Source organism: Phaeovulum veldkampii DSM 11550 (assembly GCF_003034995.1).
Lineage (GTDB): Bacteria > Pseudomonadota > Alphaproteobacteria > Rhodobacterales > Rhodobacteraceae > Phaeovulum > Phaeovulum veldkampii.
Window position 1 is genome coordinate 84614 of sequence record NZ_PZKF01000006.1, and the last position, 14104, is coordinate 98717.

General features: G+C 66.1%; 14 protein-coding genes. 7 read left to right on the forward strand and 7 right to left on the reverse strand.

Features of this window, described 5'->3' with window-relative positions; translation table 11 throughout:
* Positions 1-54 precede the first annotated feature (54 nt).
* Complete coding sequence (locus tag C5F46_RS04115) at positions 55-657, forward strand: hypothetical protein (protein WP_107324088.1); 603 nt, start codon at positions 55-57, stop codon at positions 655-657.
* A gap of 36 nt (positions 658-693) precedes the next feature.
* Here the strand turns inward: C5F46_RS04115 and C5F46_RS04120 are convergent, their stop codons facing one another.
* The 3 genes from C5F46_RS04120 to fabA are packed head-to-tail and all read right to left on the reverse strand — an operon-like array spanning position 694 to position 3251.
* Positions 694-1482, reverse strand: coding sequence for an enoyl-ACP reductase FabI (locus C5F46_RS04120; protein ID WP_107324089.1), 789 nt, complete (start codon positions 1480-1482; stop codon positions 694-696).
* Positions 1483-1488: 6 nt separating this feature from the next.
* Positions 1489-2718, reverse strand: coding sequence for a beta-ketoacyl-ACP synthase I (gene fabB / locus C5F46_RS04125; RefSeq protein WP_107324090.1), 1230 nt, complete (start codon positions 2716-2718; stop codon positions 1489-1491).
* A 23-nt stretch (positions 2719-2741) separates the two neighbouring features.
* Entirely contained in the window at positions 2742-3251 is a 510-nt protein-coding gene (gene fabA, locus C5F46_RS04130; RefSeq protein ID WP_107324091.1) for a bifunctional 3-hydroxydecanoyl-ACP dehydratase/trans-2-decenoyl-ACP isomerase, read from the reverse strand.
* 171 nt (positions 3252-3422) lie between these two features.
* On the opposite strand from fabA, the gene irrA reads away from it, so the two are divergent.
* The gene (gene irrA, locus C5F46_RS04135; RefSeq protein ID WP_107324092.1) at positions 3423-3842 is read left to right on the forward strand and encodes an iron response transcriptional regulator IrrA; all 420 of its coding nucleotides are present in this window, start codon (positions 3423-3425) and stop codon (positions 3840-3842) included.
* Between the two features lie 63 nt (positions 3843-3905).
* Here irrA and C5F46_RS04140 read toward each other — a convergent pair whose 3' ends face one another.
* Both C5F46_RS04140 and C5F46_RS04145 read right to left on the reverse strand, forming a co-directional pair.
* Positions 3906-5009, reverse strand: coding sequence for a Hint domain-containing protein (locus C5F46_RS04140; RefSeq protein ID WP_107324093.1), 1104 nt, complete (start codon positions 5007-5009; stop codon positions 3906-3908).
* Between the two features lie 77 nt (positions 5010-5086).
* Complete coding sequence (locus tag C5F46_RS04145; RefSeq protein WP_107324094.1) at positions 5087-5485, reverse strand: DUF2237 family protein; 399 nt, start codon at positions 5483-5485, stop codon at positions 5087-5089.
* Positions 5486-5685: 200 nt separating this feature from the next.
* Here C5F46_RS04145 and C5F46_RS04150 point away from each other — a divergent pair, with 200 nt between their 5' ends.
* On the forward strand, positions 5686-7209 hold the full coding sequence (locus tag C5F46_RS04150) for an alpha/beta hydrolase (RefSeq protein WP_107324125.1): 1524 nt from the start codon (positions 5686-5688) through the stop codon (positions 7207-7209).
* Positions 7210-7230: 21 nt separating this feature from the next.
* On the opposite strand, the gene C5F46_RS04155 is transcribed toward C5F46_RS04150, so the two are convergent.
* A complete protein-coding gene (locus C5F46_RS04155) occupies positions 7231-7437 on the reverse strand; it encodes a SlyX family protein (RefSeq protein ID WP_235820078.1) in 207 nt (68 codons plus the stop codon).
* A gap of 74 nt (positions 7438-7511) precedes the next feature.
* Between C5F46_RS04155 and hisS the strand changes: the two genes are divergently transcribed.
* The 3 genes from hisS to hisG are packed head-to-tail and all read left to right on the forward strand — an operon-like array spanning position 7512 to position 10782.
* A complete protein-coding gene (gene hisS, locus C5F46_RS04160; protein ID WP_107324095.1) occupies positions 7512-9002 on the forward strand; it encodes a histidine--tRNA ligase in 1491 nt (496 codons plus the stop codon).
* Positions 9002-10078, forward strand: a complete 1077-nt coding sequence (locus C5F46_RS04165) for an ATP phosphoribosyltransferase regulatory subunit (RefSeq protein ID WP_107324096.1) — start codon at positions 9002-9004, stop codon at positions 10076-10078. The genes hisS and C5F46_RS04165 overlap by 1 nt, the downstream gene beginning before the upstream one ends.
* Entirely contained in the window at positions 10075-10782 is a 708-nt protein-coding gene (hisG, locus tag C5F46_RS04170) for an ATP phosphoribosyltransferase (protein ID WP_107324097.1), read from the forward strand. The genes C5F46_RS04165 and hisG overlap by 4 nt, the downstream gene beginning before the upstream one ends.
* 48 nt (positions 10783-10830) lie before the next feature.
* On the opposite strand, the gene C5F46_RS04175 is transcribed toward hisG, so the two are convergent.
* Entirely contained in the window at positions 10831-11253 is a 423-nt protein-coding gene (locus C5F46_RS04175; RefSeq protein ID WP_107324098.1) for a DUF1489 family protein, read from the reverse strand.
* Positions 11254-11354: 101 nt separating this feature from the next.
* Here C5F46_RS04175 and C5F46_RS04180 point away from each other — a divergent pair, with 101 nt between their 5' ends.
* Positions 11355-13613 (forward strand): adenosylcobalamin-dependent ribonucleoside-diphosphate reductase, encoded by a 2259-nt coding sequence (locus tag C5F46_RS04180; RefSeq protein ID WP_107324099.1) that lies wholly within the window; start codon positions 11355-11357, stop codon positions 13611-13613.
* Positions 13614-14104: the final 491 nt, after the last annotated feature.

A 14104-nucleotide genomic window follows, 5' to 3' on the forward strand; every position in this document is an offset into this window, starting at 1 on the left:
GGCTGGCTGGTTGCGGGGAAACATGATCTGATTGCCCGATCAGGGGAGACGGCGATGGCCACACCGATTGACGATATTCTGCAACGCCTGCGCGCCCTTCAGGACGAGATCGAGGACGAGATCGACACCCGCCGCGCCGCGCTGAGTTATCGGGTCGAGCAGGGGCGCATCACCTTTGAGGCCGAGGTGCGCGCCCGCCACCGTGCCGCGCAGATTCGGCTGGGCACGTTCCTGCGCAACACGCCGGTTCTGGTGATACTGACCGTCCCGGTCATTTATGCGCTGCTGATCCCGTTCGTGCTGCTGGATCTGTTTGTGACCGTCTATCAGGCGGTCTGCTTTCCGATCTATGGCATCGCCAAGGTGCGCCGACGCGATTATATCGCGATTGACCGGCACCAACTGGCCTATCTGAACGCGGTGCAAAAGGTGAACTGCGTTTATTGCGGATATTGCAACGGCCTGATCGCCTATGTTCGCGAAATTGCCGGACGGACCGAGCAATACTGGTGTCCGATCAAGCACGCGCGCCGGGTCAAGGGCACGCATGACCACTATGCGCGGTTTCCCGATTACGGCGATGCCGAGACCTATCAGGCCCGGTTACAGGCGCTGCGCGATGCCCTGCGCGACCTGGAGACGCGGCGAGACGGGTAAGCCCAAGATTTTTCGTCGAAAAATCTTGGGGCGACGTCAGATGTTGTCGGGCTGCGGCATGCCCAGAACGTGATAGCCGCTGTCCACCATCACGATGTCGCCGGTCGTGCAGGCGCCCAGGTCCGAGCACAGGAACACCGCCGCCCCGCCCACCGCTTCCAGCGTCGCGTTGTGGCGCAGCGGTGCGTTGGCCTCGGCATGGCGAAAGGTCTTGCGCGCGCCGCCGATCGCGGCCCCGGCCAGCGTCTTCATCGGGCCGGGGCTGACGGCGTTTACGCGGATGCCGTCGGGGCCCAGATCATTGGCCAGATAGCGCACGGCACTTTCCAGCGCCGCCTTGGCCACGCCCATCACGTTGTAATAGGGCGTCACCCGGTTGGACCCGGCGAAAGTCACCGTCAGCAAGCTGCCGCCATCGGGCATCAGGTCGGCGGCGCGGCGCGCCACGTCGATGAAGCTGAAGCAGGAAATCGCCAGACTGTTCTTGAAATTGTCGCGGCTGGTGTGGATGAAGCGGCCCGCCAGTTCGGCCTTGTCGGAATAGGCGATGGCGTGGATCAGAAAATCCATCGTGCCCCATTCCGCCTTCAGCCGCGCAAAGGCGGCGTCAAGGCTGGCGTCGTCGTTCACATCGACATCGACCAGCAGGCTGGACCCTACCGAGGCCGCCAGCGGTTCCACCCGCTTGCCAAAGGCCTCGCCCTGATAGGAAAAGGCAAGCTCGGCCCCTTCGGCAGCCAGCGCCGCCGCGATGCCCCAGGCGATGGAGCGTTCGTTGGCGACGCCCATTACCAGGCCCCGCTTGCCCTTCATCAGATCGGCCATGTCACATCACCCGAGATATTTGCTCATCACCAGCGTGGCATTGGTGCCGCCAAAGCCGAAGCTGTTGGACAAGACGCTGTCGAATTCGACCCCGTCGCGGCGGGTGGTCGTCACCTCGTCGGGGCGGATCGCCGGGTCAAGCTCGGTGATATTGGCCGATGCGGCGATGAAGCCGTGTTGCATCATCAGCAGCGAATAGATCGCCTCTTGCGCGCCGGTGGCACCAAGGCTGTGCCCGGTCAGCGATTTGGTCGAAGACATGGCGGGCACCTGACCCTCGCCAAAGACCCGGCGCACGGCCTGCACCTCGGTCACGTCGCCCGCCACGGTCGAGGTGCCGTGGGCATTGATATAGGTGATCTTGCGGTCTTCGGGCAGGGTAGCCATCGCCACCCGCATCGAGCGTTCGCCACCCTCGCCCGAGGGCGCCACCATGTCGTACCCATCCGAGGTGGCGCCATAGCCGGTGACCTCGGCATAGATTTTCGCGCCACGCGCCAGCGCGTGCGACAATTCCTCCAGCACCACCACGCCGCCGCCACCCGCGATCACGAACCCGTCGCGGGTCGCGTCAAAGGCGCGAGAGGCAGTCGCGGGGGTGTCGTTGTATTTCGACGACAGCGCACCCATCGCGTCAAACAGGCACGACAGCGTCCAGTCGAGTTCTTCGCCGCCACCGGCAAAGACCACGTCCTGCTTGCCCATCTGGATCAGTTCCACGCCGTTGCCGATGCAATGCGCGCTGGTCGAGCAGGCCGAGGTGATCGAATAGTTCACGCCCTTGATCTTGAACGGCGTGGCAAGGCAGGCCGAGTTGGTCGATGACATGCAGCGCGTCACCATGAAGGGGCCCATGCGTTTGGGCGCGCCCTTTTCCAGCACGATCTGATGCGCCTCGAAAAAGTTCGAGGTGGACGGCCCGCCCGATCCCATGATCAGCCCGGTGCGCGGGTTGGAGATATCGCTCTCCTCCAGCCCGCTGTCGCGGATCGCCTGTTCCATCGACAGAAAGTTGTAGGCGGCGCCGCGGCCCATGAAACGCAGGTTGCGCTTGTCGATGTGGTCTTCCAGAACGATGTTCAGATCGCCCTTGACCTGGCTGCGAAAGCCGCGCTCGGCATAATCGGGCGCGGCCACGATGCCCGAGCGGCCCTCGCGCAGCGACTGGGTGACTTCGTCGGCGTTGTTGCCGATGGGCGAGATGATCCCGATCCCGGTGATGACGACGCGGCGCATGGGCAGCCTCCTGTGTGTTGAGATCAGCTCGCCGAGAGAGCGACCTTCATGTCCTTGACCAGATAGATGGTTTCGCCGTCCGCCTCGACCCGGCCGTCGGCCACGCCCATGGTCAGTCGGCGGGTCTGCACCGCCTTGGTGAAGTCGACGAAATAGCGGATCATCTTGCGCTCGGGGCGGACCATGCCGGTCAGCTTGACCTCGCCCACGCCCAGCGCATAACCGCGCCCTTCCCAGCCGCGCCAGCCCAGATTGAAGCCGGTCAACTGCCACAGCCCGTCAAGGCCGAGGCAGCCGGGCATGATCGGGTTGCCGGGGAAGTGGCACGAAAAGAACCACAGATCGGGGTGAATGTCGAATTCGGCCACCACATGGCCCTTGCCATGTTCGCCGCCGTCGGCCGAAATTTCGGTGATGCGGTCCATCATCAGCATCGGCGGCTCGGGCAGTTGGGCATTGCCCGCCCCGAACAATTCGCCGCGGGCGCATTTCAGCAGGGCGTCCTTGTCAAAATAAGTCGGATAGTCGGCCATCGGACGCCGGTCCCCCCTTGGTGTCACGTTTCGTTCAACCCTCTATCACCCGCGCCAGAACCCGCGCAAGGCCCGCAAGCCGCGGCCTGCGCGCGCAGCGGCAGCAAAGACCATTGAAATTGCTGGCCCGGAGGCTCATACTGGAATTCGTCCAAAACCAAAGTTGAGATCATGTCACACAGTGTTCAAGATCGCGGACAGCAATGGCTGGCGGGGGCCGGGTTGCGCCCGACGCGCCAGCGCCTGTCCCTTGCCACGCTTCTCGTGGGTGACGGTCACAACCGCCACGTCACCGCCGAGGGTCTGCACGCCGCTGCCCGTGCCGCGGGGCAGGCGGTGTCGCTGGCCACTGTCTATAACACGTTGCGCGCGTTTTGTGATGCCGGCTTGATGCACGAGATTACGGTTGATGGCGCCCGGTCCTATTTCGACACGCGGATGGATGACCACCCGCATTACTTTTGGGAAGACGGGTCCGAACTGACCGATGCACCGACCGAAGATCTGGAAATCGCGCGCCTGCCCTCGGCCCCGCCGGGCGCCGAGATCACCCGCGTCGATGTGGTAATCCGGCTGCGCCGCACCGCCTGAGGCTATCGTTCAGATGAAGAAAAGGCCGGGCTTGCCCGGCCTTTGGTGTGTTTGGGGGCCGGGTCAGGCGGCGGGCGCCATCCGGTTCATGGCGTGGCGGTGCGCAAGGCTGCGGCCCTGACGGCCATTGACCAGCGGGCGGGCGCTGGGGCGAATGTCGGGCGTTTGCGCCAGTTCGGGGAACAGCGTCAGAATTTCGGCCCGCGCCTCGGGCGACAGCGCCTTCATCGCCTCGGGGCCGGTGAACAGCGATTCGGTGCGCGCGCCTTCGGAAAACACCACCTCGTGCCGGTCGAGCAGAAAGTGCCAGTAGTCCACGCCACTGGCGCCCTCGATCTGGTCGATGCCGTCAAGTTCGGTCAGGTGCTTGGCCGCAACCAGCACCTCGGGCGCGCCGAACATCCGTTCGGCCACCTTTGATCGCACCAGCACCCGGTGCTGCGGCGACACGGTCAGATCCCGCAAGGGCAGGCCCGCCCCCAGCGCCCCCGCGCGGATGCGCACCGGGCACAGATGCGGGGCGGCGGCCAGTTCGGCTGCCGACAGGCTGCGCGCGCCGATCCAGCGCAGGGGCTGCACGCCGTGATCGAGCGTGCGCACAAGATCGCCGGGGCGCAGCATCTCGACCGGAACCGCGCCGCGGTCGGTCTCGATCCGGGTGCCGCGGGTGAAGCAGAGGAAGTCGAGCAGGGGGCGGTCTGCCGTCATCCCTGCGCCGCCGCTTGACACGATGTTCCCCAACGTGATCGACTGAATTGCCTGATCGTCCAGCAGGTCGTTAACCGAACCGTTCAGGCTGGGCACAACGAACAACTCCCCTGTCGTCATCTGAACGACAACCAGTTGAGTGTTCACGGTCGAGCCATCCTTGTAGGTAATCGTGGTGTTATAAGTCGCGCCACCGTCAAAGATCAGGTCAACCTCACCATTGCCGTAGTTGATGAAGGCGTGGTCATTTGATGCGAAGTTGTTTTGTTCTAGATAGCCATTATTATTTCGGTCATCGGTGCGAAACGACACGATGTGATCAAAGAGGCCGTCGGAACTGCTGCCAAAAGTCCTGTTTCGCAACTGATCAGCGTTTTCTGAACTTTGATTTATCTTGCGCTCGGTCGGGTCGATATCGTCAAAGGTGCCCAGATAAAAGGCGTTGAATGTCGTGGGCATCGGGGCCTCGGACTGGGGCGCAAGGGGCGCGATGGCTGAGAAACTTGGGTCAGACTAGCGTTTTTCGGGGTCTTGTGTCAAACGCCGCGGGGGTCAGGGTGGCCTGTCTCGTAACGCTGCAACACCTCCAGCGGCACCACCTCCAGCGCGCGTTCGTTTGTGGCGGCCAGCCGGACCTGCGGCGCGCAGCCTTCTTCATGCGCCTGCAAGAAACGACCCGCACACAGGCACCAGTGATCGCCGGGCTTCAGGCCCGCAAAGCGGAATTCGGGGCGCGGGGTTGACAGGTCATTGCCCACATATTTCGACCATGCCAGAAACTCGGCCGTCATCACCGCGCAGACGGTGTGGCTGCCGCGGTCTTCGTCGCAGGTGCGGCAATGGCCGTCGCGGAAAAACCCGGTCACCGGCGCGGAGGAGCAGGGTTGCAGCGTGCCGCCAAGCACGTTGGTTTGCAGCAAGGGGGGCTGGGTCATGCGGGCCTCATGTCTTTGCCTGCGATCTAGCGCCGCTGTGCGGGAAATCCATGGCTCGCCGGCGGCTGCGCGATTGTGGCAGCGCGGGGTGATCCGATAGGCTGGGTCGGACGCATAAGATGCAGGGCAACACGAAATGCTGGGCAACACGGGGGGGCGGGGCGCAGATGACCGGGCAAGGCGCAGGGGAACGGGGCGGCATGACAGCCCGGACGGTGGCTCAGGCTGTGGTGGCGGTGCTGGCCATCGGGCTGTCGCTGTGGATGCTGGCCGCGGCCGAGCGTGGGGTGCGGGTGACGCCGATCACCGTGGGCACCACGCCCGCCACGCTGTTCCGCCCGGCCAGTGACGCGCCCGCGCCGGTGCTGGTCATCGCGCATGGCTTTGCCGGGTCGCAGCAACTGATGCAGTCGTTCGGGCTGGCTGCGGCGCGCAACGGTTATGTGGCGGTCAGCTATGATCTGGCCGGACACGGGCGCAACCCGTTGCCGCTGACCGGCTCGCTGACCGAGATCGACGGCGCCACCGTGACGCTGGTGACCGAGTTGACCCGCGTGGCCGAGGCGGCGCGGGCCTATGGCGACGGGCGGCTGGCGGTGCTGGGCCATTCGATGGCCTCCGACATTGTCGTGCGCTTTGCCCAAAGCGCGCCCGATGTGCGCGCGACCATCGCGGTGTCGATGTTTTCGCCGGTGGTCACCGAGGCGGAGCCCGCCAATCTGCTGGTGGTTGTCGGCGACTGGGAAACCGGGCTGAAGGCCGAGGCGCTGCGCGTCGTGGGGCTTGCCACCGCGCCCCAAGAACCGCAGGCGGGCGTCACCTATGGCGACCCGGCGCAGGGCACCGGGCGGCGTGCGGCCTTCAGCCCGCATACCGAACATGCCAGTGTGCTGTTCAGTCAGGCCACGATGCGCGAGATGGTGCAGTGGCTGGATGCCACCTTTGGCATTGCGCGCCCCGACGCGCCGGTGCTGGAGCCGCGGGGGCCGTGGATCATGCTGCTGCTGGCGGGTGGCGTGGCGTTGGCATGGCCCGCGGCGCGGCTGTTGCCGGTGGTGGCGCGGCCTGCGGCGGGGGCGGGGCTGGGCTGGCGGCGGCTGTGGCTGCCGCTGGTCGTGCCGATGATCGCCACGCCCTTGCTGCTGCGCGTGCTGCCCACGCAATTTCTGCCGGTCGTGGTGGGCGATTATCTGGCGGTGCATTTCGGTGCCTATGGCCTGATCACGGCGGCCTGCCTGCTTTGGCTGGGCCGCGGGCGGGCGCCTGCGCGGGCGCAGGTTTCGTGGCCCGCGCTGGGGCTGGCGGCGCTGGCGGTCACCGGCTTTGGCTTTGCCGTGCTGATCTGGCCGATCGACCAGTTCCTGACGAATTTCGTGCCCGGCCCCGAACGGCTGGCGCTGGTGGCGGCGATGCTGGTGGGAACACTCAGCTATTTTCTGGCCGCCGAATGGATGACGCGCGGACCGGGGGCGGCGCGGGGGGGCTATGCGGCGTCCAAGCTGGCCTTCCTGATCTCGCTCGGCCTTGCCGTGGCGCTTGATTTCGAGCGGCTGTTCTTCCTGCTGATCATCGTGCCGGTGATCGTGATCTATTTTGTGGTCTATGGTCTGTTCAGCGATTGGGCCTACCGCCGCACCGGGCACCCCTTTGTGGCTGGCATTGCCAATGCGGTGGCCTTTGCCTGGGGCATCGGGGTCACGTTTCCGTTCCTCGCCCTGGTGTGATCCGCGCCGCGGCGGCGGCGGCTACCAGTGCGGCGGGCGCTGATCGGCCAGCGGCACCGAGCCGCCCGCATCCAGTTCGCGTTCCGCCTCGCGCTGCAACAACAGCGCCACCCGCCGCGTCAGCGCCGCAACCTCGGTCGTCTGCCGGGTGACGATATCGGACAAATCCTCGACCACGCGCGTCAGATGCGCGATCTGTTCTTCGGCCCGTTCGATCCTGTCGCTCACTGCTACCCCCTGCCGCTTGTCGGCCCGCGCCCCATCCGCTACACCGCGCGCGTAACCTAAGCGAGGCAGAAGCGATGGCCAAGGACAAGTCCCCCCGCAGACCGCGCGCCGAAACCCCCAAGGGGTTCCGCGACTATTTCGGCGCGGATGTGACGGAACGCAAGGCGATGCTCGACACGATCGCCGAGGTCTATCATCGCTACGGGTTTGACCCGCTGGAAACGTCGGCGGTGGAAACGGTCGAGGCGCTGGGCAAATACCTGCCCGACGTGGACCGCCCGAACGAGGGCGTCTTTGCCTGGCAGGACGAAGACGCCGACTGGCTGGCGCTGCGCTATGACCTGACGGCGCCCCTGGCCCGCGTGGCGGCGCAGTATCGCAACGACTTGCCCAGTCCCTACCGGCGCTATGCGATGGGTCCGGTCTGGCGCAACGAAAAGCCGGGGCCGGGGCGGTTTCGGCAGTTCTATCAATGCGATGCCGATACGGTGGGCGCGCCCTCGGTGGCTGCGGATGCCGAAATCTGCGCGATGCTGTCGGATGCGCTGGAGGCCGTGGGCATCCCCCGCGGCGATTATCTGGTGCGGGTCAACAACCGCAAGGTTCTGAACGGCGTGATGGAGGTGGCGGGCGTGCTGAACACCGCCGACCCCGACCACATGGCCCATGAACGCGGCATCGTGCTGCGCGCCATCGACAAGTTCGACCGGCTGGGCGATGCGGGCGTGCGCGCGCTGCTGGGGGCGGGGCGGCTGGACGAGAGCGGCGATTTCACCACGGGCGCGGGGCTGTCGGATGACCAGGCCGATATCGTGATGGGTTTCATGGCCGCCAGGCGTGCCACGGGGGCGGCCACGGTGGCGCGACTGCGCGAGCTGGTCAGCGGCTCGCCCCTGGGACTGGAGGGCGTGGTGGAGCTGGAGACCATCGCCGGGCTGCTGGATGCGCAGGGCTATGGCCCCGACCGCATCGAGATCGACCCCTCGGTGGTGCGGGGCCTGGGCTATTACACCGGCCCGGTGTTCGAGGCCGAGCTGACCTTTGAAATTCTGGATGAAAAGGGCCGCAAGCGGCAGTTCGGCTCGGTTTCGGGCGGCGGGCGCTATGACGGGCTGGTCGAGCGGTTCACCGGGCAGAAGGTGCCGGCGACCGGCGTTTCGATCGGGGTGGATCGCCTGCTGGCGGCGCTGCGCGCCAAGGGTCGCGTGGGGGGCGTGGCGCCGGGACCGGTGGTGGTGACGGTGATGGACCGTGACCGGATGGCCGACTATCAGGCGATGGCGTCGGAGTTGCGCCGCGCGGGCATTCGCGCCGAGGTCTATCTGGGCAATCCCAAGCAGTTCGGAAACCAGTTGAAATACGCCGACAAGCGCGCCGCGCCCATTGCCGTGATCCGGGGGGGGGACGAGGCTGCGCGTGGCGCGGTGGTGCTCAAAGACCTCGTTCTGGGGGCCAGGATCGCCGCCGAAGCCTCGGTCGAGGAATGGAAATCCCAGCCCGCGCAGGTCGAGGTGGCGCGCGCCGATCTCGTCGCTGCGGTCCGGCGGATGCTGGGGCAGGGCTGATGGCAGACAAGGCCGCCGCCCGCGCCACTGGTGCCCGCCTGCTGGCGGCCTTCCGCGAGGCGGGGGCGGTCGAGGTCGAGGCCGATATCCTGCAACCCGCCGAGGCGCTGCTCGACCTGTATGGCGAGGATATCCGCGCCCGCGCCTACGTCACCGCCGACCCTTTGCGCGGCGAGATGATGCTGCGCCCCGATTTCACCGTGCCGGTGGTGCAGGCCCATATGGCCGAGGGGGCAGAGCCTGCGCGCTATTGCTACCTGGGCGAGGTGTTCCGCAAGCAGGAGCACCGCGGCCCGCGCGTGGCCGAGTATTTTCAGGCCGGGTTCGAGGTGTTCGACCGCGCCGACCCCGAGGCCGCCGACGCCGAGGTGTTCGCGCTGTTCGCGCGTCTTCTGGCGCCGCTGCGGTTGCGCGCGGCGATGGGCGACATCGGGCTGCTGATGGATGCCGTGCGGGGGCTGGATACGCTGCCCGCGCGCAAGGCGGCGCTGTTGCGCCACATCTGGCGCCCGCACCGCTTTCATGCGCTGCTGGAACGCTATGCGGGCCTGACCCCGGTGCCGCCCGCCCGTGCTGCGTTGCTGACGGGTGCCGGGCAGCCCGAGGCGCCCTGGATCGGCCTGCGTGACCCTGCCGAGATGGCGGCCCGCATCGCCGCGCTGCGGGCTGATGCCGCGGCGGCGCCGCTTGCGGCCGAGGCGGTTGCGCAGCTTGACGCGCTGTTTGCTGTCAACGCGCCCGCGCCGCAGGCGCTGGCGCAGTTGCGTGCGCTGGCGTCCGACATGCCCGCCATCGCGGGTGCGGTTGATCGGCTGGCCCGGCGACTGGCGGCGCTGGCCGCGCGCGGTGTCGATCTGGACAGCGTCCGGTTCGAGGCGAGCCACGGTCGCGCCACGATGGAATATTATGATGGCTTTGTCTTTTCCTTCACCGCCGCAGGGCCGGGTCTGCCGCCTGTCGCCTCGGGTGGGCGCTATGATGCGCTGACGGCGGTGCTGGGGCAGGGCCGGTCGATTCCGGCGGTGGGCGGCGTGATCAGGCCCGGTCTGGTTGCCGATCTGGAGGGGCGGGCATGACGCTGAAACTGGGCGTGCCCTCCAAGGGGCGGCTGATGGAGCAAACCTTCGACTGGTTCGCTGCGCGCGGCCTTGTGCTGCGCCGCACCGGGTCTGACCGCGAATATGCCGCCGCCGTTGAGGGCGCCGACGGGGTGGAACTGGTGCTTCTGTCGGCGGGCGAGATCCCGCGCGAACTGGCGGCGGGGCGCATCCATCTGGGGGTCACCGGGTCGGATCTCGTGCGCGAAAAGCTGGCCGACTGGGAAACCCAGGTGGCCGAACTGACGCCAATGGGGTTTGGTCATGCCGACCTGATTTTGGCCGTGCCCGCCTGCTGGGCCGATGTGGACACGCTCGAAGACCTTGACGCTGCCGCCGCCGCCTTTCGCCGCGCGCATGGGTTCCGGCTGCGGATCGCCACGAAATACCATCGCCTTGTGCGCGATTTCCTGCGCGGGGCGGGGGTGGCCGATTATCAACTGGTGGACAGTCAGGGCGCGACCGAGGGCACGGTGAAAAACCTGACCGCCGAAGCGGTGGCCGACATCACCTCATCGGGCGAGACGCTACGCGCCAACCACCTGAAGATCCTGTCGGACGGGCTGATCCATCAAAGCCAGGCCACGCTGTTAGCCGCCCGCGGCGCCGATTGGGGCAACGGCGCGGGCGGCACGCTGGACGGGCTGTGCGCCATGATGGGCATTGACCGCCCCGTGGTCTGAGCCCGGCGGTCTGAATCGGCAGCATTCGCGCAACACCTTGGCCTCGCCTCAGCGCAGGCCGATTTCGGCCAGCGCCGCCAGCAGGTCGCGTGGCAAGGGATCTTCGCGTTCGCGCCCCGGCAGCAGATCGCGCGGCGCGTCGGCGGGGGCAAGATAGCGCCAGCCCTGAAACGGGCGGCGGGGCAGGGGTTCGGTGCGGATCAGTTCGGGGTCAAGCACGATGGCGCAGCGGCTGATCCCGTCGCCGCCCGTGACCTGTTCCAGCGCAGTGATGCGCTGGCGCCCCAGCACCATGCCCTTGAACACCCAATAGAGCGATCCGCCCGCCAGCACGTCGTCGGCGCGCTTGGGCCACATCCGCGTGACATGCACGGGCGGGCGCGCGCCAAAATGGCTGCGCTGCCAGGCCAGCAGATCCTCTGGGCCTTCTGCTCCGACACATAACTTTATGATATGAACTAGATCGGCCACAGCACCCTCCGTTGTGATCTATATACTGCGCCTCGGGCGATTGACCAGAGCGGCGGGGGCCGGTATCTTGACCGCCCTTTCCCAGACCGCACGAGGACCAGATGAGCCGCTTTGCCGCCCCGATTGCCGAACAGATCTGGGATATGAAATACCGGCTCAAGGCCGCCGATGGCGTGGCTGTGGATGCCACCGTCGAAGATAGTTGGCGCCGGATCGCCCGCGCGCTGGCCGAGGTTGAGGCCGATTCCGCGCTGTGGGAAGGGCGGTTCTATTCCGCGCTGGAGGATTTCAAGTTCCTGCCCGCAGGCCGGATCACCGCGGGGGCGGGCACGGCGCGGTCGGTGACGCTGTTCAACTGTTTTGTCATGGGCACGATCCCCGACAGCATGGGCGGCATCTTTGACATGCTGAAAGAGGCCGCGCTGACCATGCAGCAGGGCGGCGGCATCGGCTATGACTTTTCCACGATCCGCCCGCGCGGGGCCGAGGTGAAGGGCGTGGCGGCAGATGCCTCGGGGCCGCTGTCGTTCATGGATGTGTGGGATGCGATGTGCCGCACGATCATGTCGGCGGGCTCGCGCCGGGGCGCGATGATGGCCACGATGCGCTGCGACCACCCCGATATCGAAGCCTTCATCGCCGCCAAACAGGATGCCGCGCGACTGCGCATGTTCAACCTGTCGGTTCTGGTGACCGATCCGTTCATGGCCGCGGTCAAGGCCGATGGCCCGTGGGAGCTGACCTTTGGAGGCCGCGTCTATCACACGGTCCAGGCGCGCGATCTGTGGAACAAGATCATGCGTGCCACCTATGATTATGCCGAACCCGGCGTGATCTTTATCGACCGCATCAATGCGATGAACAACCTCGGTTACTGCGAACAGATCGCGGCCACCAACCCCTGCGGCGAACAGCCCCTGCCGCCCTATGGCGCCTGCCTGCTGGGGTCTGTGAACCTGGCGCGGCTGGTCACGGCGCCCTTCACCCCCGACGCGGCGCTTGATCCTGCGGCACTGGATGATCTGGTGCGGCTGGCCGTGCGGATGATGGATAACGTGGTGGATGCCAGCCGCTTCCCGCTGCCGCAGCAAGAGGCCGAGGCGCGGGCCAAGCGTCGCATCGGCCTGGGTGTTACCGGGCTGGCCGATGCGCTGTTGATGCTGGGGCTGCGCTATGGTGATGCCCATGCCGCCGCCCAGACAGAGGCCTGGATGAAACAGATCGCCCGCGCGGCCTATCTGGCCTCGGTCGATCTTGCGCGTGAAAAGGGGCCGTTCCCGCTGTTTGAGGCCGAAAAATATCTGGCCACCGGCTTCATGCAGACGATGGATGCCGATGTGCGCGAGGCGATCCGCACCCACGGCATCCGCAACAGCCACCTGACCAGCGTGGCGCCCACCGGCACGATCAGCCTGTATGCGGGCAACGTCTCTTCGGGGATCGAGCCGGTCTTTGCCTATGCCTACAGGCGCAAGGTGCTGCAACCCGACGGCTCGCGCAGCGAGGAAGAGGTGGTGGATTACGCCGTGCAGATGTGGCGCGACCGCTTCGGCGAGGCGCCTTTGCCGGATTATTTCGTCAACGCCCAGACGCTGGCCCCGCTCGACCATGTGCGGATGCAGGCGGCAGCCCAGAAATGGGTGGACTCGTCGATCTCCAAAACGATCAACTGCCCCGAAGACATCAGTTTTGATGACTTTCAGGAGGTTTACCTTGCCGCCTATGATACTGGCTGCAAGGGCTGCACCACCTACCGGCCCAATGCGGTGACGGGGTCGGTGCTGACCGTCTCGGAAACCACCGAAAAGGCCCCCGAACAGGACAAGGGCGCCGAGGTCGTCTATCTGACCGAGCCGCTCGACCGCCCCGCGGCGCTGGAGGGTGCGACCTACAAGCTGAAATGGCCAGGGTCGGAACACGCAATCTACATTACCATCAATGACATTGTGCAGGGTGGCCACCGCCGCCCGTTCGAGGTGTTCATCAACTCCAAGAACATGGAACATTTCGCCTGGACGGTGGCGCTGACGCGGATGGTGTCAGCCGTGTTCCGCCGCGGTGGCGATGTCAGCTTTGTGGTCGAGGAACTGAAGGCGGTCTTTGACCCCCGCGGCGGGGCGTGGATCGAGGGCCGCTATATCCCGTCGATTCTGGCTGCGATCGGTGGCGTGATCGAGCGGCACCTTGTCACCACCGGCTTCATCGCGGGCGAGGGGCAGGGGCTGAAGACCGACCCCCACGCAATGGCCATGGGCGACATTCCCCGCGCCCCGGCCTGCCCGTCGTGCGGCGCCTATGCGATGCGGATGGTCGAAGGCTGCATGACCTGCGCCGACTGCGGCCATTCGAAATGCGGCTGAGGGGTATCCGCGGTTTTTCTTGAAAAATCCCGGAATTTTTTGCCATTCCGGGCAAAAATGGTTCCACCTTACCAGTCTTTTTCTTCCACCCCCGCGCAACCATTTGATTTTCCTATGAACGGGCGGCGGCCTAACTGGGCCGCCGCTGGAACTGATAGGGCCTGCCAGATGAGGCTGGTTTCGGGCGGAGCGCTCTGATCTGACGGTCCTTTTCGTTCCGCTTGATCCGATTCATTCAGGCCGATGAGGTCTGGCGCTACCCTGAAATCAAGCGGTTTCGGAAAGGACGATGCCTGAGCTCATTCCCGGTGTTCCACTTGACCAGCACCGCACCGGGGACGGCCCACGCCTTCTGCCGGCCCGGCGCCTGGAAACGGGGCCTAGACAAGCGCGCCTGGTGAAAGGACCATCTCGAAATCTGGAAGTGCACACCGATCCGGGGACCGTATCAGCCCGCTGACGCGTCATCCCCGTCGAAATACCTCTGCCCC

Coding starts and splice junctions, on each gene's coding strand:
- irrA (WP_107324092.1), top strand. CDS start 3,423: ATGTCACACAGTGTTCAAGATCGCGGACAGCAATGGCTGGCGGGGGCC.
- fabB (WP_107324090.1), bottom strand. CDS start 2,718: ATGCGCCGCGTCGTCATCACCGGGATCGGGATCATCTCGCCCATCGGC.
- C5F46_RS04150 (WP_107324125.1), top strand. CDS start 5,686: ATGACAGCCCGGACGGTGGCTCAGGCTGTGGTGGCGGTGCTGGCCATC.
- C5F46_RS04165 (WP_107324096.1), top strand. CDS start 9,002: ATGGCAGACAAGGCCGCCGCCCGCGCCACTGGTGCCCGCCTGCTGGCG.
- hisS (WP_107324095.1), top strand. CDS start 7,512: ATGGCCAAGGACAAGTCCCCCCGCAGACCGCGCGCCGAAACCCCCAAG.
- C5F46_RS04120 (WP_107324089.1), bottom strand. CDS start 1,482: ATGGCCGATCTGATGAAGGGCAAGCGGGGCCTGGTAATGGGCGTCGCC.
- hisG (WP_107324097.1), top strand. CDS start 10,075: ATGACGCTGAAACTGGGCGTGCCCTCCAAGGGGCGGCTGATGGAGCAA.
- fabA (WP_107324091.1), bottom strand. CDS start 3,251: ATGGCCGACTATCCGACTTATTTTGACAAGGACGCCCTGCTGAAATGC.
- C5F46_RS04145 (WP_107324094.1), bottom strand. CDS start 5,485: ATGACCCAGCCCCCCTTGCTGCAAACCAACGTGCTTGGCGGCACGCTG.
- C5F46_RS04180 (WP_107324099.1), top strand. CDS start 11,355: ATGAGCCGCTTTGCCGCCCCGATTGCCGAACAGATCTGGGATATGAAA.
- C5F46_RS04140 (WP_107324093.1), bottom strand. CDS start 5,009: ATGCCCACGACATTCAACGCCTTTTATCTGGGCACCTTTGACGATATC.
- C5F46_RS04115 (WP_107324088.1), top strand. CDS start 55: ATGGCCACACCGATTGACGATATTCTGCAACGCCTGCGCGCCCTTCAG.